The sequence below is a fragment of the Citrobacter sp. wls711 genome (assembly GCF_005281055.1).
GTDB lineage: Bacteria > Pseudomonadota > Gammaproteobacteria > Enterobacterales > Enterobacteriaceae > Citrobacter > Citrobacter gillenii.
This window is the reverse complement of sequence record NZ_SZXC01000006.1, coordinates 159,718-179,553: the sequence shown is the minus strand read 5'-3', so window position 1 is coordinate 179,553 and position 19,836 is coordinate 159,718. Positions and strand designations below refer to the sequence as shown.

13 protein-coding genes are annotated in these 19,836 nt (G+C 54.8%); 12 read left to right on the top strand and 1 reads right to left on the bottom strand.

Annotation, left to right across the window (positions count from 1 at the left end):
• Nucleotides 1-28 precede the first annotated feature (28 nt).
• Nucleotides 29-721 (bottom strand): DNA mismatch repair endonuclease MutH, encoded by a 693-nt coding sequence (mutH, locus tag FDW98_RS01270; RefSeq protein WP_096755847.1) that lies wholly within the window; start codon nt 719-721, stop codon nt 29-31.
• Between the two features lie 684 nt (nt 722-1,405).
• Here mutH and rppH point away from each other — a divergent pair.
• From rppH to recD, 12 genes are all read left to right on the top strand, one after another.
• Nucleotides 1,406-1,936, top strand: coding sequence for an RNA pyrophosphohydrolase (gene rppH, locus FDW98_RS01265; RefSeq protein ID WP_003825602.1), 531 nt, complete (start codon nt 1,406-1,408; stop codon nt 1,934-1,936).
• A 12-nt stretch (nt 1,937-1,948) separates the two neighbouring features.
• Nucleotides 1,949-4,195 carry a phosphoenolpyruvate--protein phosphotransferase gene (gene ptsP, locus FDW98_RS01260; RefSeq protein ID WP_096755848.1) on the top strand — a complete coding sequence of 749 codons (2,247 nt, stop codon included), beginning with the start codon at nt 1,949-1,951 and terminating at the stop codon, nt 4,193-4,195.
• Between the two features lie 205 nt (nt 4,196-4,400).
• Nucleotides 4,401-5,276, top strand: coding sequence for a prolipoprotein diacylglyceryl transferase (gene lgt / locus FDW98_RS01255; protein ID WP_115257571.1), 876 nt, complete (start codon nt 4,401-4,403; stop codon nt 5,274-5,276).
• 6 nt (nt 5,277-5,282) lie between these two features.
• Nucleotides 5,283-6,077: a thymidylate synthase gene (thyA, locus tag FDW98_RS01250; protein ID WP_096755850.1), complete on the top strand. Its 795-nt coding sequence runs from the start codon at nt 5,283-5,285 to the stop codon at nt 6,075-6,077.
• Nucleotides 6,078-6,261: 184 nt separating this feature from the next.
• Nucleotides 6,262-6,732 carry a prepilin peptidase-dependent protein gene (locus tag FDW98_RS01245; protein WP_096755851.1) on the top strand — a complete coding sequence of 157 codons (471 nt, stop codon included), beginning with the start codon at nt 6,262-6,264 and terminating at the stop codon, nt 6,730-6,732.
• Nucleotides 6,723-7,286, top strand: a complete 564-nt coding sequence (locus FDW98_RS01240) for a prepilin peptidase-dependent protein (protein WP_096755852.1) — start codon at nt 6,723-6,725, stop codon at nt 7,284-7,286. Before FDW98_RS01245 ends, FDW98_RS01240 begins: the two co-directional genes overlap by 10 nt.
• Complete coding sequence (locus FDW98_RS01235; RefSeq protein ID WP_096755853.1) at nt 7,283-7,690, top strand: DUF2509 family protein; 408 nt, start codon at nt 7,283-7,285, stop codon at nt 7,688-7,690. The genes FDW98_RS01240 and FDW98_RS01235 overlap by 4 nt, the downstream gene beginning before the upstream one ends.
• Complete coding sequence (locus tag FDW98_RS01230) at nt 7,675-7,998, top strand: prepilin-type N-terminal cleavage/methylation domain-containing protein (RefSeq protein ID WP_096755854.1); 324 nt, start codon at nt 7,675-7,677, stop codon at nt 7,996-7,998. Before FDW98_RS01235 ends, FDW98_RS01230 begins: the two co-directional genes overlap by 16 nt.
• A gap of 12 nt (nt 7,999-8,010) precedes the next feature.
• Nucleotides 8,011-11,379 (top strand): exodeoxyribonuclease V subunit gamma, encoded by a 3,369-nt coding sequence (gene recC / locus FDW98_RS01225; RefSeq protein ID WP_096755855.1) that lies wholly within the window; start codon nt 8,011-8,013, stop codon nt 11,377-11,379.
• Nucleotides 11,380-11,556: 177 nt separating this feature from the next.
• Nucleotides 11,557-14,445, top strand: a complete 2,889-nt coding sequence (gene ptrA / locus FDW98_RS01220; RefSeq protein ID WP_096755856.1) for a pitrilysin — start codon at nt 11,557-11,559, stop codon at nt 14,443-14,445.
• On the top strand, nt 14,438-17,983 hold the full coding sequence (recB, locus tag FDW98_RS01215; protein ID WP_096755857.1) for an exodeoxyribonuclease V subunit beta: 3,546 nt from the start codon (nt 14,438-14,440) through the stop codon (nt 17,981-17,983). Before ptrA ends, recB begins: the two co-directional genes overlap by 8 nt.
• The gene (gene recD / locus FDW98_RS01210) at nt 17,980-19,818 is read left to right on the top strand and encodes an exodeoxyribonuclease V subunit alpha (RefSeq protein ID WP_096755858.1); all 1,839 of its coding nucleotides are present in this window, start codon (nt 17,980-17,982) and stop codon (nt 19,816-19,818) included. Before recB ends, recD begins: the two co-directional genes overlap by 4 nt.
• Nucleotides 19,819-19,836: the final 18 nt, after the last annotated feature.

Sequence of the window (19,836 nt, the reverse complement as noted above, 5' to 3'; positions counted from 1 at the left end):
CGGCGGGCGAAAGGCCGGGCTGCGCCTATTACGCCTGGAATAAAAAATGACGCTCCAGCAGCGCGCGCGTGAAGTTCTTTTTTAGATAAAAACCGCGCGGTAGCGTCAGAATAGGCTCGCCATTCGCGCCAATGGCTTCGGTTAGCGCTTTCGCATTGGCGGCTTTTGGGCGTAGCTGTAACACTTCCCCATGGCGGGCGGTGATGCGTTCGACGTAGCCCAGCACAATCATGTCCATCAATTCTTCCCAGTCCAGGCGTAGCTGGTTATCTTCTTCTTCATTCGGGCTCCATAACAGCGGGGATCCTACGCGACGTTGGGCTAACGGGATGCTGCGCTCCCCTTCCACCGGCACCCACAGCACACGTTTAAGCTTATGGCGGACATGGCTGGTTTCCCATGTTACGCCGGTATTGCCGGTTAATGGTGCTACGCAAACGAAGGTGGTTTCCAGCGGTCTGCCAAGACTGTCCACAGGGATCGTTTTCAGCTCTACGCCTAGCGCCGCAAAATCCTGCTCCGGCTTGCTGCCCGCGCTGGCGCCGAGCCAGATCTCCAGCAGTACGCCGATCCAGCCTTTGTCCCGTTTCAAATCGTTGGGGGTTACAATCCCCGCCATTGCCGCCAGCTCCCCTAACGTGTAGCCTGAAAGCCGCCGTGCCTGGGCAAGCAGCAGGGCTTCGGATTCAGGGGGAGAAAGCAGTGGCTGGAGTTCTGACATTGAGTTAACCCTTAGGCGAAAAAATGAGCAATGATTTTATACCGAGTGGACAGAGTTTATCTTTTTCCACAAGTTTTACTCAATTATCTGATTTATATTGATTTTTAAATTTCATAATCAAGAGTTGCGCAACAAGCGATGAAGTTTTCCAATTCTGGTCACTGACAATGAACAGGATCTTACACCATGTTATCCACAGAAAGATGGGATAACTGTGAAAAACCCCCACTACTGTTTCAATTTACAGCCTTGACGTGCGACGAAAATCGAATTTTCACACAAATTGTGCCTAACTTATTGGCACAATCTGTGGATAAAACCAACGCTGGTTGATCTTTCATCAGCTCGAGGATCGTATGCGTGATGTACATCACATTTCTGTGTGCTGGGTGACAGTATTTGCTTTTAACTCAATGAATATAGACGACTAATTTTTATATGTGACAAAGGTCATATTCAGACTGTTCCGGGTTTTCCCATAGTAATTCCGTACTTCTTCACAACTATATCCACAGAAAAGGTGAATAAAATCGCCTAACTCAGCCTACCTCTGTTTATAACTCAGTCCTTTGCTGTGAGTTATTCAATTGTTATTAGAGTCTCGTGTGCTTAACACAGTGGTTTACCGCCTCTCAGGAGTGTGAAACAATCGTTTATATATAAGGTTTATGTTGAGGTAGTCCGGTGATTGATGACGATGGCTACCGCCCGAATGTAGGAATAGTAATTTGTAACCGCCAGGGGCAGGTCATGTGGGCCCGGCGATTTGGTCAGCACTCCTGGCAATTCCCGCAAGGTGGGATAAACGCGGGAGAGACAGCAGAGCAGGCGATGTACCGGGAACTGTTTGAAGAAGTGGGCCTCAGTCGTAAAGATGTGCGGATCCTGGCTTCTACTCGTAACTGGTTGCGTTACAAGTTACCGAAACGTTTGGTGCGTTGGGACACGAAGCCGGTTTGTATCGGCCAGAAACAAAAATGGTTCCTTCTGCAATTGGTAAGCAGCGATGCTGAGATCAATATGCAAACCAGCAGCACGCCCGAGTTCGATGGCTGGCGTTGGGTGAGTTACTGGTATCCGGTTCGACAGGTAGTGTCATTTAAACGCGATGTCTATCGCAGGGTGATGAAAGAATTCGCAAGTGTTGTGATGGCGCTTCAGGAGAGTACCCCAAAGCCGCAAAGCGCACCTGCGTACAGACGTAAAAGAGGTTAAGCTACGCAAATTATGCTCACCCGCCTGCGCGAAATAGTCGAAAAGGTGGCCAGTGCTCCGCGTCTTAATGAGGCGCTGAATATTCTGGTTACCGACATCTGTCTTGCGATGGATACAGAGGTCTGCTCGGTTTATCTGGCCGATCACGACCGACGTTGTTATTACCTGATGGCGACCCGGGGACTCAAAAAACCACGCGGTCGCACCGTTGCGCTTGCGTTTGATGAAGGTATCGTTGGCCTGGTTGGCAGGCTGGCGGAACCGATTAACCTCGCCGATGCGCAAAAACACCCCAGCTTCAAATACATCCCTTCAGTAAAAGAAGAGCGATTCCGCGCCTTCTTAGGCGTGCCGATCATTCAGCGCCGCCAGCTATTGGGTGTGCTGGTGGTCCAGCAGCGTGAACTGCGCCAGTACGATGAAAGCGAAGAGTCATTCCTGGTGACGCTCGCCACGCAAATGGCCGCCATTCTTTCTCAGTCGCAGCTCACCGCGTTGTTTGGTCAATACCGGCAAACGCGCATTCGTGCGTTGCCTGCCGCACCCGGCGTGGCGATTGCCGAAGGCTGGCAGGATGCCACGCTGCCGCTGATGGAGCAGGTGTATCAGGCGTCAACCCTGGATCCGGTACTAGAACGCGAACGACTGACTGAGGCGCTGGAAGAAGCCGCCAATGAATTCCGCCGCTACAGTAAGCGCTTTACGGCGGGAGCACAAAAAGAGACGGCAGCGATCTTCGATCTTTACTCGCACCTGCTTTCCGACACCCGTCTGCGCCGCGAGCTGTTTGCAGAAGTGGACAACGGTTCGGTGGCGGAGTGGGCGGTTAAAACGATTATCGAGAAGTTCGCTGAACAGTTTGCCGCCCTCAGTGATAACTATCTCAAAGAGCGGGCCGGGGATTTACGTGCGCTCGGCCAGCGTCTGCTGTTCCATCTTGACGATTCGATTCAGGGGCCAAATGCCTGGCCGGAACGTTTCGTGTTGGTGGCAGATGAGCTTTCTGCGACCACGCTGGCAGAGCTTCCGCAGGACCGACTAGTTGGTGTGGTGGTCAGAGACGGCGCTGCCAACTCCCATGCGGCAATTATGGTGCGCGCGCTGGGTATTCCGACTGTGATGGGGGCCGACATCCAGCCGTCGGTACTCCACCGCCGTACGCTGGTGGTGGACGGTTATCGCGGCGAGCTGCTGGTTGATCCTGAACCGGTTTTGATTCAGGAATATCAGCGACTTATCAGTGAAGAGATTGAACTCAGTCGCCTGGCAGAAGATGACGTTAACCAGCCAGCCCAGTTGAAAAGCGGCGAGCGCGTTAAGGTGATGCTCAACGCCGGGCTGAGTCCGGAACACGAGCAAAAACTGGGAAGCCGGATCGACGGCATCGGGCTGTATCGCACCGAAATTCCGTTCATGCTACAAAGCGGGTTTCCGTCGGAAGAAGAACAGGTTGCCCAGTATCAGGGCATGCTGCAAATGTTTAACGACAAGCCGGTGACTCTGCGTACGCTGGACATCGGGGCTGATAAGCAACTGCCTTACATGCCCATCAGTGAAGAGAATCCGTGCCTTGGCTGGCGCGGGATCCGCATTACGCTCGATCAGCCGGAGATCTTTTTGATCCAGGTCCGCGCAATGCTGCGTGCCAACGCGGCAACCGGCAACCTGAGTATTTTGCTGCCGATGGTCACCAGTATTGATGAAGTCGACGAAGCGCGGCGCTTGATTGAGCGCGCCGGGCGCGAAGTGGAAGAGATGATCGGCTACGCGATCCCGAAACCGCGTATCGGCATCATGCTGGAAGTCCCGTCGATGGTCTTTATGCTGCCGCATCTGGCGAACAGGGTCGATTTTATCTCGGTGGGTACTAACGATCTGACCCAATATATTCTGGCGGTCGATCGTAACAATACGCGGGTCGCCAGCATTTATGACAGTCTGCATCCTGGGATGTTACGTGCGTTGGCGATGATTGCCCAGGAAGCCGAGAGAAGCGGCATCGATTTACGCCTGTGCGGTGAAATGGCGGGTGACCCAATGTGTGTGGCCATTTTAATCGGTCTGGGTTTTCGCCACTTATCAATGAACGGTCGTTCTGTGGCACGAGTGAAATATCTGCTGCGCCACATCGATTTTGATGAAGCGCAAACGCTGGCACAGCGCAGCCTGGAAGCGCAACTGGCGACGGAAGTGCGCCATCAGGTGGCGGCATTTATGGAACGCCGCGGTATGGGCGGTTTGATTCGCGGGGGGCTGTAAGTCTGAATTGTCGGCCTGATCATTACGGTTTCATCTGGCATCCCTGTTGGTGTCTGGCTTACCTATACAGATCTTTTACATCTTCCCGGCATGCGTGGTGATCCCCTTGTGCTATCATTCGCACCTTCGGAGCGCCTGTATCATACAGGCGCGCTTATCAATTGCTGTCTGACTTCAGCGAAATAACAAGAACTTGTGGTGACAGATGACCAGTAGCTATCTGCATTTTCCGGAATTCGATCCGGTCATTTTCTCAATTGGACCCGTCGCACTTCACTGGTACGGCATGATGTATTTGGTGGGGTTTATTTTCGCGATGTGGCTGGCGACGCGCCGCGCTAATCGCCCAGGAAGTGGCTGGACCAAAAACGAAGTTGAAAACTTACTTTATGCAGGCTTCCTCGGGGTGTTCCTCGGTGGGCGTATCGGTTACGTACTGTTCTACAACTTCCCGCTGTTCCTTGATAATCCGCTGTATCTGTTCCGCGTCTGGGATGGCGGAATGTCATTCCACGGTGGTCTCATCGGTGTGATCCTGGTGATGATTATCTTCGCCAAACGCACCAAGCGTTCGTTCTTCCAGGTCTCTGACTTCATTGCTCCTTTGATTCCGTTTGGTCTGGGTGCGGGCCGACTGGGCAACTTTATCAACGGCGAACTGTGGGGACGCGTTGACCCGAACTTCTCATATAGCATGTTGTTCCCGGGCTCGCGTACCGAAGACATCTTACTGCTGCAAACCAACCCGCAGTGGCAATCTATTTTCGATACCTACGGTTCGCTGCCTCGTCACGCGTCTCAGCTTTATGAGATGGCGTTGGAAGGCGTGGTGCTGTTTATCATTCTTAACCTGTTCATTCGTAAACCGCGTCCGATGGGCTCGGTCTCCGGTCTGTTCCTGATTGGCTACGGCGCGTTTCGTATCATCGTTGAATTTTTCCGCCAGCCGGATCAGCAGTTTACCGGCGAATGGGTACAGTACATCAGCATGGGGCAGATCCTGTCTATCCCGATGATTGTCGCCGGTATCATTATGATGGTTTGGGCGTACCGCCGCAGCCCACAGCAACACGCTTCCTGAGGAATCATGAAACAGTATTTAGAACTGATGCAAAAAGTGCTGGATGAAGGCACACAGAAAAACGACCGTACCGGAACCGGAACGCTTTCCATTTTTGGTCATCAGATGCGTTTTAATCTGCAGGAAGGATTCCCGCTGGTTACCACTAAACGCTGCCATTTGCGCTCTATCATTCATGAACTGCTGTGGTTTTTGCAGGGCGACACTAACGTGGCCTACCTGCACGAAAACAACGTTTCTATCTGGGATGAGTGGGCAGATGAAAACGGCAATCTGGGCCCGGTCTATGGTAAACAGTGGCGCGCGTGGCCAACGCCAGATGGCCGCCATATTGATCAGATCACCACGGTGCTTAACCAGTTGAAGAATGATCCGGACTCTCGCCGTATTATCGTTTCTGCGTGGAACGTAGGCGAACTGGATAAGATGGCGCTGGCGCCGTGCCATGCGTTCTTCCAGTTCTATGTGGCAGACGGCAAGCTCTCCTGTCAGCTGTATCAGCGTTCGTGCGATGTGTTCCTCGGCCTGCCGTTTAACATTGCCAGCTATGCTTTGCTGGTCCATATGATGGCGCAGCAGTGCAACCTTGAAGTCGGTGATTTTGTCTGGACCGGCGGCGATACGCACCTGTACAGCAACCACATGGAGCAAACGCACCTGCAGCTCAGCCGCGAACCGCGTGCCTTGCCGAAGCTGGTCATCAAGCGTAAGCCTGACTCTATCTTCGACTATCGTTTCGATGATTTCGAGATTGAAGGTTACGATCCGCACCCTGGTATTAAAGCGCCGGTTGCTATCTAATCGACCGCGATCCTGCCACGACCGACGCCCTCGCGCGTCGGTTTTTTTTGCCCTGATTTCAGTTTTTCAACGCTGATTCCTGAAATTTTGCAATGCGCTGAAACGAAGAATATATTCCCCGAAGCTCGCCGAATAACCCGAATTCCCCACTCGTGATTATTTTCCTTATCGCCATACTGGCGGCATGAAAAAACAACAGGGCTATACGCTAATTGAAACGCTGGTGGCAATGCTCATCATCGTCACGCTCAGCGCGTCAGGGCTATATGGCTGGAAACGCTGGCAGCAACAGCAACGATTGTGGCAAACCGTCGTTCAGGTGCAGGACTACCTGCTGCAACTGCGCGAGGATGCCAACTGGCATAACCGTGACCATGTCATCGGCGTTATCAGAGAGGGAACGTCATGGTGTCTGGTCAGCTCTGCTGCGGCTCAAAATACCTGTAAGCCCGCTTCTGCGTTGGTGTTAATCCCGCGCTGGGATGATGTTGAGATGGCAGACATCACGCCATCGCTGGCCTTTTTTGGCCTGCGCAACACCGCATGGGCTGGACATATTGGCCTAAAAAATGCCGCGGGTGAACGGTGGGTGGTGATATCGAACTGGGGGCGAATTCGGCTTTGTGAGCGTGATGAGGCAGATGTATGTCGGTAAACGAACGCGGTTTTTCATTGCTGGAGGTGCTGATCGCAATGGCTATCAGCAGCGTTTTGCTACTGGGGGCTGCGCGCTTTTTACCGGCGCTTCAGCACGATATATTGCTCAACACGCGCCAGTTAGCCCTTGAAGATGAGCTCTGGCAGCGAGCCTATACGGTGGCTAAACATCTCCAGCGGGCAGGGTACTGTCACGGAAACTGTAGCGGTGAAGGGCTGGTGATATCGGGACACGGTGATTGCGTAATTGCGCGTTGGGACGCTAACGGTAACGGCATTTGGGAGACAACCCCAGCTAAAGACGCGGACCAGATAGGTTTTCGTTTACAAGACCAGGTGCTGGAAACCTTGCGTGGTGCGACATCCTGCGATGGAAAGGGCTGGGATAAAATGACCGATCCTGGCACGGTTCTGATTGAGACATTTCAGGTTGAACGCCAGAACATCAGCGGATTTGCGCCCGTTCTGACCTTGCGTCTGCGCGGAGCCAGCAAAAGTGCGCCACAAAAGGTTATTGAAGCGCGCTATAGCGTGACGGGGTTTAACCTGTGAACCGGGAACGCGGCGTATCGTCCCTGGCGATGGTGCTTTTGCTTCTGCTGCTCGGCGGTCTGCTGCTCCAGGGGCTTAGCCAACAGGAAGCCAGTTTTGCTTCGCGCGTTGCCACGGAAAGTCAGGCTTTGCAACACCAGGCTGTGGTGCAATCCGCCATGGAATGGGGACGTATGCAGTCCTGGCAACGGCAACCGGCCGTGCAATGCCGGCGTGATTCAACCACGAATGCAGCCGTATGCCTGCGATTACATGGCGAGGATAACGTGTTGCTTATTACCGACTATGAAGGGATGTCACTATGGCGGCAGGGCGAGGTTATCGATGGCAATATTGTATTTTCCGCACATGGCTGGAGCGATTTCTGCCCGCTAAGAGAGGCTGCTCTGTGCCTGCTACCCTGAACCGGCAACGCGGTTTTAGCCTGCCAGAAGTGATGCTGGCAATGGTGCTTATGGTCATGATTGTGACCGCATTGTCGGGGTATCAAAGGGTATTAATGAACAGTTTCCTCATCAGAAGTCAGTACCAGCAGCTGTGGCGTCATGCGTGGATGCAAACCCAGATGACGGCATTTCCGTCGCCGTTAAACTGGCAGGTAAACCGAATGCAGACAACGCGGGCGGGATGTGTCAGCATCAACGTCAAACTTTCTTCACCCTTGGGCAGGCAAGGTCAAATGACGCGTCTGCACTGCCCGAACAGTCAGTAGTCAGGAGCCGCTATGTTAAGGGTCTACCACTCCAATCGTCTGGATGTGCTGGAAGCGTTAATGGAATATATCGTTGAGCGCGACCGGCTCATCGATCCCTTTGAACCTGAAATGATCCTGGTTCAAAGTACCGGCATGGCGCAATGGCTACAAATGACCCTGGCACAGAAGTTCGGCATTGCCGCCAATATTGACTTCCCGCTACCTGCGAGTTTTATCTGGGATATGTTCGTGCGGGTACTGCCGGATATCCCAAAAGAAAGTGCGTTCAGCAAGCAGAGTATGAGCTGGAAGCTGATGACGCTGCTGCCGCAGTTGCTGGATGACGAGGCGTTCACGTTGCTGCGCCAGTATCTGACAGACGATACCGACAAGCGTAAGCTGTTTCAGCTCTCCTCACGTGCCGCTGACCTGTTTGACCAGTACTTAGTCTACCGTCCTGACTGGTTGACGCAGTGGGAGTCGGGGAAACAGGTTGAAGGATTGGGGGAGTCTCAGGCCTGGCAGGCACCGTTGTGGAAAGCGTTGGTGGAATACACCGCAGAGCTGGGGCAAGAGCGCTGGCACCGCGCCAATTTATATCAGCGATTTATTCAGACCCTGGAAAATACCTCGAGCTGTCCGCAGGGGCTGCCCGCTCGCGTCTTTATTTGCGGCATTTCCGCACTGCCGCCCGTGTATCTTCAGGCCCTGCAGGCGCTGGGGAAGCATATTGAAATTCATCTGCTGTTTACCAATCCATGTCGTTACTACTGGGGTGATATTAAAGACCCCGCGTATCTGGCAAAGCTGCTGGCACGTCAGCGTCGGCATAGCTTTGAAGAACGTCATCTGCCGCTGTTTCGTGATAGCCAGAATGCTGAAGAGTTGTTTAACAGCGACGGCGAACAGGATGTCAGTAACCCGCTGCTGGCCTCGTGGGGCAAACTGGGGCGGGACTATATTTACCTGCTTTCCGAACTGGAAAACAGCCAGGAGCTGGATGCGTTTGTGGATATCACGCCTGACAATCTTTTGCATAACATTCAGTCGGATATCCTTGAACTGGAAAGCCGGGCCGTGGCGGGCGTTAATCTGGAGGAGTATTCGCGCAGCGATAATAAGCGCTTACTTGAGCCGAATGACACCAGCGTAACGTTTCATGTTTGCCACAGTCCACAGCGTGAGGTGGAAATTCTTCATGACCGCCTGCTGGCGATGCTGGCGGCGGACCCAACGCTGACGCCGCGCGATATCATCGTCATGGTGGCGGATATCGACAGCTACAGCCCCTTTATCCAGGCTGTTTTTGGCAGCGCACCGGCCGATCGCTATTTACCGTATGCCATTTCTGACCGTCGTGCGCGCCAGTCCCATCCTGTTTTACAGGCGTTTATTAGCCTGCTGTCGTTGCCGGACAGCCGCTTTGTCTCCGAGGATGTGCTGGCTTTACTGGATGTTCCTGTGCTGGCGGCGCGCTTCAATATCAACGAAGAAGGGCTGCGCTACCTCCGCTTGTGGGTGAATGAGTCCGGCATTCGCTGGGGCATTGATGATGACAACGTGCGTGAACTGGCACTGCCGCCGACAGGCCAACACACCTGGCAATTTGGTTTGACGCGAATGCTGTTGGGCTATGCGATGGAAAGTGCGCAGGGGGAGTGGCAATCCGTACTGCCGTATGATGAGTCCAGCGGTTTGATCGCCGAACTGGTGGGGCATCTGGCTTCGCTGTTGATGAAACTGAATCTCTGGCGTCGGGGTCTGGCGCAGGAACGTCCGCTGGAAGAGTGGTTGCCTGTTTGCAACGACATGCTTAATGATTTCTTCCTGCCGGATGTGGATACCGAAGCGGCAATGACGCTGATTAAAGATCAGTGGCAGGCCATTATCGCTGAAGGTCTGGGGGCTAAATACGGCGAGGCCGTGCCGCTTTCGCTGTTACGCGATGAGCTGGCACAACGGCTCGATCAGGAACGCATTAGCCAGCGCTTCCTCGCAGGTCCGGTCAATATCTGTACCCTGATGCCGATGCGATCGATTCCTTTCAAGGTAGTGTGTCTGCTGGGCATGAACGACGGCGTTTATCCGCGCCAGCTTGCGCCTCTGGGTTTTGATCTGATGAGCCAAAAGCCGATGCGTGGTGACCGAAGCCGCCGCGATGATGACCGCTATCTGTTTCTGGAAGCCCTGATTTCAGCGCAGCAAACGCTTTATATCAGTTACATTGGCCGTTCAATCCAGGACAACAGCGAACGCTTTCCGTCGGTGCTGGTGCAAGAGTTGCTGGACTACATTGGGCAAAGTCACTATTTGCCGGGTGATGAAGCGCTCACCTGTGATGAAAGCGAAGCCCGGGTAAAAGCGCACATAACCCGTTTGCATACCCGCATGCCTTTTGATGCACAAAACTATCTGCCGGGTGAACAGCAAAGTTATGCCCGGGAGTGGCTGCCCGCGGCGAGCCTGACAGGCAAAGCACACACTGATTTTGTGCAACCACTGCCGTATGTCATGCCTGAAACCCTGACGCTGGAAACATTACAGCGATTTTGGGCGCACCCGGTGCGGGCTTTCTTTCAGATGCGACTACAGGTGAACTTCCGTTCTGAAGAGAGTGATATTCCGGAAACGGAACCCTTTATCCTTGAGGGATTAACCCGCTATCAGCTTAATCAGCAACTGCTTAACACGCTGGTTGAAGAGCATGATGCAGAGCGTTTGTTCCGTCACTTCCGTGCGGCAGGCTCGCTGCCTTATGGGGCATTTGGCGAAATCCTGTGGGATGTCCAGCGCCAGGAAATGCAGTCGCTGGCCGAGCGTATTATCGCTTGTCGCCAGCCGGGTCAGAGCATGGAAATCGATCTCAACTGCAACGGCGTGCAAATCACCGGGTGGCTACCGCAGGTTCAGCAGGACGGTTTGTTGCGCTGGCGCCCATCTTTGTTAAGCGTTTCTCAGGGCGTGCAACTTTGGCTGGAACATCTTGTCTATTGTGCCAGTGGTGGAACGGGTGAGAGTCGGCTGTTCCTGCGTAAAGATGCTGAGTGGCGTTTTCCTCCACTGGATGCCGGGCAGGCAATGCGCTACCTGGCGCAGCTTGTTGACGGGTATCGCGAGGGCATGTCATCGCCGTTGCTGGTGCTGCCGGAAAGCGGTGGGGCATGGATAAAAACCTGTTACGACGCCGCAAATGATGCCATGTTAGAGGACGACGACACGCGGCAAAAAGCGCGTAGTAAGTTTTTGCAGGCCTATGAAGGCAACATGATGGTACGCGGTGAGGGTGACGATATCTGGTATCAACGCCTGTGGCGTCAGCTGGAGCCGGATACGCTAGAGGCCATTGTGGCGCAGTCTCAGCGCTTTTTGTTACCGTTATTTCGCTTTAATCAGTCATGATGATTGTATAAAAATTGCGCAATTCGATGGCTTCCTCTATGATGCGCTTTCTGTCACGGACTGATTCTTACACATAAGATGCTGACTCGTTCAGCACAAAGTCTTGCCCTGTTCAGACCCCGCCTTTCTGCGTGGTTTGCTGTGAACAGGTGAATACGTTAATGATGAGGTTTGTGAATGCCCCGCAGCACCTGGTTTTGCGCAATACTGTTGTTCGTCGCCCTTTGGGCGCCCGTAAGTCAGGCAGATACCGGTTGGCAGCCCTTAGCTGAAACCATCCGTAAAAGCGATAAAGATACCCGCCAGTATCAGGCCGTGCGCCTGGACAACGGCATGGTCGTGTTGCTGGTATCCGATCCCCAGGCCGTGAAATCCCTTTCCGCACTGGTGGTGCCCGTTGGGTCTCTGGAAGATCCCGACGATCATCAGGGGCTGGCGCATTACCTCGAACACATGTGCCTGATGGGCTCGAAAAAATACCCGCAGCCGGATAGCTTAGCGGAATTCCTTAAAATGCACGGCGGCAGCCACAATGCCAGCACGGCGCCTTATCGCACGGCTTTCTATCTTGAAGTTGAAAACGACGCGCTGCTCGGGGCGGTGGATCGTCTGGCGGACGCCATTGCCGAACCGATACTGGATAAAAAATATGCCGATCGCGAGCGTAATGCCGTTAACTCTGAGCTGACGCTGGCGCGTACCCGTGACGGTATGCGTATGGCGCAGGTGAGTGCCGAGACCATCAACCCGGCGCACCCGGGCTCGCGCTTCTCCGGCGGTAACTTGCAAACGCTGAGCGACAAGCCGGGTAATCCGGTGCTGCAGGCTTTACAGACGTTTCATGAAAAGTACTACTCGGCAAACGTGATGAAGGCGGTAATTTACAGCAATAAACCGCTGCCAGAACTGGCGCGGATAGCCGCTGATACCTTCGGACGGGTGCCAAACAAAAATATCGAAAAGCCGGAAATCACCGTCCCGGTAGTTACCGACGCGCAAAAGGGCATCATAATCCACTATGTCCCGGCGATGCCGCGTAAAGTGCTGCGCATTGAGTTTCGTATTGATAACAATAGCGCACAGTTTCGCAGTAAAACCGATGAACTGGTGACGTACCTGATTGGCAACCGCAGCCCAGGTACCTTGTCTGACTGGCTGCAAAAGCAGGGATTAGTGGAAGGCATCCGTGCGGACTCTGACCCGGTGGTCAACGGTAACAGCGGTGTATTAGCCATTTCCGCGACCTTAACCGACAAAGGCCTGGCGAATCGCGATGAAGTGGTCGCGGCCATCTTTAGCTATCTCAACCTGTTACGCGATAAAGGCGTCGATAAACGTTATTTCGACGAACTGGCGCATGTGCTGGATCTCGACTTCCGCTATCCGTCCATCACCCGTGATATGGACTATGTGGAATGGCTGGCAGATACCATGATCCGCGTTCCGGTAGAACATACGCTGGATGCGGTAAATATTGCCGACCAGTACGATGCGAAAGCCGTGCAGCAGCGTCTGGCGATGATGACGCCGCAGAACGCGCGTATCTGGTACATCAGCCCGAAAGAGCCGCACAACAAAACCGCATACTTTGTTGATGCGCCTTATCAGGTCGATAAAATAAGCGACAAAACCTTCGCTGACTGGCAGCAAAAAGCGCAGGGCATTGCGCTGTCTTTGCCGGAGTTAAACCCCTATATTCCTGACGATTTCACGCTGATTAAAACGGATAAAAAATATGCGCGTCCGGATCTGATCGTCGATGAGCCGGATTTACGCGTGGTCTATGCGCCGAGCCAGTATTTTGCCACTGAGCCGAAGGCCGACGTCAGCGTGATCCTGCGTAACCCGAAGGCGATGGACAGCGCCAAAAACCAGGTGTTATTCGCGCTTAACGATTACCTGGCTGGCATTGCGCTTGACCAGTTGAGTAATCAGGCTGCGGTGGGCGGTATTGGCTTCTCGACCAATGCCAACAACGGTTTGATGCTCAACGCTAACGGCTATACGCAACGTTTACCGCAGCTTTTTCAGGCGCTGCTGAGCGGCTATTTCAGCTATACCTCTACGGAGGAACAACTGGAACAGGCGAAATCCTGGTACGCGCAGATGATGGACTCTGCGGAAAAAGGCAAGGCCTACGACCAGGCGATTATGCCGGTACAGATGCTTTCTCAGGTGCCGTACTTCTCGCGTGATGAGCGCCGTAAGCTGCTGCCTTCTATTACCTTAAATGAGGTGATGACCTACCGCGACACGTTAAAAGCCGGGGCGCGACCTGAATTCCTCGTGATTGGTAATATGAGCGAGGCGCAGGCGAAGACCATGGCGCGGGACATCCAGAAACAGCTGGGTGCTAACGGCTCGGAGTGGTGTCGTAACAAAGATGTGGTGGTGGACAAAAAGCAGTCCGTTATCTTTGAAAAAGCGGGCAGCAGTACAGACTCCGCGCTGGCGGCGGTATTTGTCCCCACCGGCTACGATGAATACACCAGCTCTGCCTACAGCGCCATGTTAGGACAGATTGTGCAGCCGTGGTTCTACAATCAGCTGCGTACCGAAGAGCAGTTGGGATACGCCGTATTTGCCTTCCCGATGAGCGTAGGCCGTCAGTGGGGGATGGGCTTCCTGCTGCAAAGCAGTGACAAGCAGCCGTCTTATTTGTGGGACCGCTACAAAGCATTTTTCCCCACGGCGGAAGCGAAGCTGCGGGCGATGAAAGCCGATGAGTTCGCGCAAATTCAGCAGGCTATCATTGCGCAAATGCTGCAGGCGCCGCAAACGTTAGGGGCAGAAGCTTCGCAGTTAAGCAAAGATTTCGATCGGGGTAATATGCGCTTCGATTCACGTGATAAAATCGTGGCTCAGATTAAACTGCTGACGCCGAAAAAGCTTGCCGATTTCTTCCATCAGTCGGTGGTTGAGCCGCAAGGCATGGCGATACTGTCACAGGTTTCCGGCAGTCAGAACGGGAAAGCAGACTATGTGCACCCGGAAGGCTGGAAAGTGTGGCAGACCGTCAGCGCGTTGCAGCAAACCTTACCCCTGATGAGTGAAAAGAATGAATGATGCCGCTGAGTCCCTTGATCCTCTCCGCTTGCCCCTGACGGGCGAGCGTCTGATTGAAGCCTCCGCAGGCACCGGTAAAACCTTTACCATCGCCGCCCTGTATTTACGTTTACTGCTTGGACTGGGCGGCTCTGCCGCCTTTCCCCGTCCGCTGACCGTCGAAGAGTTATTAGTGGTCACCTTTACCGAGGCGGCCACTGAAGAACTGCGTGGACGTATTCGTAGCAACATCCATGAACTGCGCATTGCCTGCCTGCGTGAAACCACCGAAAACCCGCTGTACGCCCGTCTGTTAGATGAAATTGCCGATAAAAAGCAGGCCGCGCAGTGGCTGCTGCTGGCTGAACGACAGATGGATGAAGCGGCGGTGTTTACTATCCACGGTTTTTGTCAGCGCATGCTCAGTCTCAACGCCTTTGAGTCCGGCATGTTGTTTGAACAACAGCTGATTGAAGATGAATCACTGCTGCGTTATCAGGCCTGCGCGGACTTTTGGCGTCGGCATTGCTACCCACTGTCTCGCGATATTGCGCAGGTGGTTTTTGAAACGTGGAAAGGGCCGCAGGCGCTGTTGAGGGATATCGATCGCTACTTGCAAGGGGAAGCGCCGGTCATTAAAGTGCCGCCGTCAGCAGATGAAACGCTGGCATCCCGACACGAAAAAATCCTCGCACGCATCAACCACATCAAGCAGCAATGGTGCGATTCGGTTGATGAGCTGGACGGATTGCTGGAAGCCTCCGGGATCGACAGACGTAAATTTAACCGGGGTAATCAGGGCAAGTGGATTGAGAAGATAAGCGCCTGGGCGCAGGAAGAAACGCAAAGTTATCAGCTGCCGGATGCCCTGGAAAAATTCTCCCAGCGTTTTCTGCAAGAACGTACCAAAGCGGGCGGCATCACGCCACAGCATCCGCTCTTTGTTGCCATTGATGAACTGCTCGCTGAGCCGCTGACCATTCGCGATTTGGTGATCACCCGGGCACTGGCGGAGATCCGCGAAACGGTGGCTGCAGAAAAACGCCGACGTGGTGAGCTGGGTTTTGACGATATGCTCAGTCGTCTCGATGCGGCGCTGCGCAGCGAAAGCGGCGACGCACTGGCGACAGCCATCCGTAGCCGTTTTCCGGTGGCAATGATTGATGAATTCCAGGACACCGATCCGCAGCAATATCGCATTTTCCGCCGTATCTGGCAGCATCAGCCGGATACGGCCCTGCTGCTGATTGGTGACCCGAAACAGGCGATTTACGCGTTTCGCGGCGCGGATATTTTTACCTACATGAAGGCGCGCAGCGAAGTGAGCGCGCACTACACGCTCGACACCAACTGGCGCTCGGCACCTGGCATGGTTAATGGTGTGAATACGCTGTTTAGCCAGATGACCGACGCCTTTATGTTCCGCGAAATCCCCTTTAGTCCGGTGAAATCCGCCGAAAAAAATCAGTCGTTGCGGTTTGTCCTGAACGGTGAAACACAGCCAGCGATCAACATGTGGTTGATGGACGGGGAAAGTTGCGGTGTCGGTGACTATCAGAACTATATGGCCCGGGTTTGTGCGACGCAAATTCGTGACTGGCTGAAAGCCGGACACGCGGGCAAGGCGCTTCTGACGAGCGCTAAAACATCACGACCGGTACGCGCGTCGGATATCAGCGTGCTGGTGCGCAGTCGCCAGGAGGCGGCGCTCATCCGCGATGCGCTGACGCAACTGGCGATCCCGTCGGTCTATCTTTCCAACCGTGACAGCGTCTTTGATACCCTCGAAGCGCAGGAACTGCTGTGGGTATTGCAGGCGGTGATGACGCCGGAGCGTGAAAATACGCTGCGTAGCGCACTGGCAACGTCGATGATGGGGCTGAATGCGCAGGATATCGAAACGCTCAATAATGATGAGCATGCCTGGGATGCGGTGGTCGAGGAGTTTGACGGCTACCGTCAGCTCTGGCACAAGCGCGGCGTGATGCCGATGCTTCGCGCGCTGATGTCGGCGCGTCAGATTGCGGAAAACCTGCTGGCAACGGCGGGAGGCGAGCGTCGCCTGACTGATATTTTACACATCAGCGAGCTGCTACAGGAAGCCGGTTCGCAGTTGGAAAGCGAGCATGCGCTGGTGCGCTGGTTATCCCAGCATATTCTTGAGCCGGACAGCAATGCATCCAGCCAGCAGCTCAGGCTGGAAAGCGATAAGCACCTGGTCAAAATCGTCACTATTCACAAATCGAAAGGGCTGGAATACCCGCTGGTCTGGCTGCCTTTCATCACTCATTTTCGCGTGCAGGATCAGGCGTTCTATCACGATCGCCGTTCGTTTGAAGCGGTGCTGGATCTCAGCCAGGCTGATGAGAGCATCGAGCTGGCTGAGGTTGAACGTCTGGCGGAAGACCTGCGTCTGCTCTACGTCGCGCTGACCCGTTCGGTATGGCACTGCAGCCTTGGCGTTGCGCCGCTGGTACGCCGCCGGGGAGATAAAAAAGGTGACACCGATGTGCATCAAAGCGCGCTGGGCCGTCTGTTGCAAAAAGGCGAGCCGATGGACGCTGCCGGACTGCGCGCCGCCATTGATGCACTTTGTAGTGACGATATTGCCTGTCGGGTCCCTGATGAACCGGACACCGAACGCTGGCTTTCTGCTGAAGAAAGCCGCGAGCCGTTGAGCGCGCGGACCTTGCCGCGCCTGCCAGGCGATAACTGGCGCGTTACCAGTTATTCCGGCCTGCAACAGCGCGGGCACGGTATCGCGCAGGATCTGATCCCCCGGCTGGACGTTGATGCGGCGGGCGTCGGTGAAGCGATTGTGGAATCCGGACTCACGCCGCACCAGTTCCCGCGTGGGGCGTCACCGGGAACATTTTTGCATAGCCTGTTTGAAGCGCTTGATTTTACCCAGCCGGTGGACCCGCTTTGGGTGCAGGAACAACTCGCGCTTGGCGGGTATGACGCACATTGGGCGCCGGTTCTGACCCCGTGGCTGGAGGCCATTTTGTATGCGCCGCTCAACGAAACTGGCGTGAGCCTGAGCGCACTTTCAGCGCATGAAAAACAGGTGGAGATGGAGTTTTATCTGCCGATTTCGCAGCCGCTGATTGCCAGCCAACTGGATGCGTTGATCCGTCAGTATGACCCGCTCTCGGCGGGCTGTCCTCCGCTGGATTTTATGCAGGTACGCGGCATGCTGAAAGGGTTTATCGACCTGGTGTTCCGTCATCAGGGGCGTTATTACCTGCTCGACTACAAGTCTAACTGGCTGGGTGAAGACAGTACGGCGTACACCCAGCAGGCGATGGCCGCTGCCATGCAGGCGCATCGCTATGATCTGCAATATCAGCTTTATACCCTGGCACTGCACCGCTATTTACGTCATCGCATTGCAGACTACGACTATGAACGTCATTTTGGCGGCGTCATCTACCTCTTCCTGCGCGGCGTTGACAGCGAACAACCGCAGCAGGGTATTTACGCGACCCGACCTGACGCAGAATTGGTCGCTTTGATGGACGAGATGTTTGCCGGTGCGACACTGGAGGAGACGTTATGACAATCCAAACGCGATTACTGGAGGCGGTAGAGCAAAAGCAGCTCCGGGCGCTGGATGCCCAGTTTGCGCTGGCGGTTGCCGGTAACGATAACCCTGCGGTCACGCTGGCAGCGGCGCTACTCAGTCGTGAAGCGGGTGAGGGGCACGTCTGTTTACCGCTTTCCCGTTTATCCTTAAGCGAAGACGCCCATCCTTTGCTGAGTGCCTGGCTGAGCGAAGCGGGTGAGCCAGCAGACTGGACTGAATGCCTGCTGGCCTCCGTGGCGGTGAGTCGCGGCGAGCGTCCCACTCCGCTGGTGCTGTACGGCGATCGCCTGTACCTGAACCGGATGTGGAATAACGAACGTACGGTCGCCCGCTTTTTCAGTGAAGTTAACCAGGCCATCGACGTCGATGAGTCGCGGCTGGCCCAGACGCTGGAGACGCTTTTTCCGCAAACAGAAGAGGGCGTTAACTGGCAAAAAGTGGCGGCGGCCGTGGCGCTGACTCGCCGTATATCGGTGATCTCCGGCGGACCGGGCACCGGTAAAACCACCACGGTTGCGAGGCTGCTGGCGGCATTGATTCAGATGACCGACGGCGAGCGCTGTCGTATTCGCCTGGCGGCACCGACGGGAAAAGCGGCGGCGCGTCTGACCGCATCGCTGGGCGCGGCACTGCGTGAGCTGCCGCTGACCGATGAGCAAAAGAAACGCATTCCGGATGATGCCAGTACGTTGCATCGGCTGTTGGGTGCACAGCCCGGCAGCCAGCGCCTGCGCCATCATGCGGGCAACCCCCTGCATCTTGATGTGTTGGTGGTGGATGAAGCCTCGATGATTGATTTGCCCATGATGTCACGCCTGATTGATGCGCTACCGCCGCACGGGCGGGTGATTTTTCTTGGCGATCGCGACCAACTGGCATCCGTTGAGGCGGGCGCGGTGCTGGGGGATATCTGTGCCTTTGTGAATGCCGGGTTTACCCCCGAACGCGCAAAACAGCTGAGTCGGCTGACCGGCAGCACCATTCCGGCGGGCGTGGGCACCCAGGCCGCCTCTTTGCGGGACAGCCTCTGTCTGCTGCAAAAAAGCTACCGTTTCGGCAGTGACTCCGGTATCGGCCAGCTGGCGTCGGCGATTAATCGCGGTGATAAAGCCGCGCTGAAAACGGTATTCCAGCAGGGATTTAGCGATATTGAAAAACGCACCCTGCGCAGCGGGGAAGACTATGCCGCTATGCTTGAAGAGGCGTTAGCCGGATATGGCCGCTACCTGACGTTGTTGCGCGAAGGCGCAGAGCCGGATGCCGTCATTCAGGCATTTAATGAATATCAACTGCTGTGCGCCCTGCGAGAAGGGCCATTCGGCGTAAGCGGACTGAATGAACGCCTTGAACAGGTGATGGTGCAAAAACGTAAAATCCAGCGTTCCGCGCATACTCGCTGGTACGAGGGGCGACCGGTAATGATTGCGCGTAATGACAGCTCGCTGGGGCTGTTTAACGGAGATATCGGTATTGCGCTCGATCGTGGGCAGGGGCTGCGGGTATGGTTCGCTCTGCCGGATGGGTCCATCAAGTCGGTGCAGCCCAGCCGTTTGCCGGAACATGAAACCACCTGGGCGATGACGGTGCACAAATCGCAAGGGTCTGAATTTGATCATGCGGCGTTGATTTTGCCTAGCCAGCACTCGCCCGTTGTCACCCGCGAACTGGTATATACCGCCATTACCCGCGCGCGCCGCCGCCTGTCGTTGTACGCCGATGAGCGGATATTAACTGCGGCTGTTGCTATTCGCACGGAACGTCGCAGTGGATTGTCAGCATTATTTAATGACGGCCTGCAGTGTGCCTGATGGCGACGCTAACGCCTC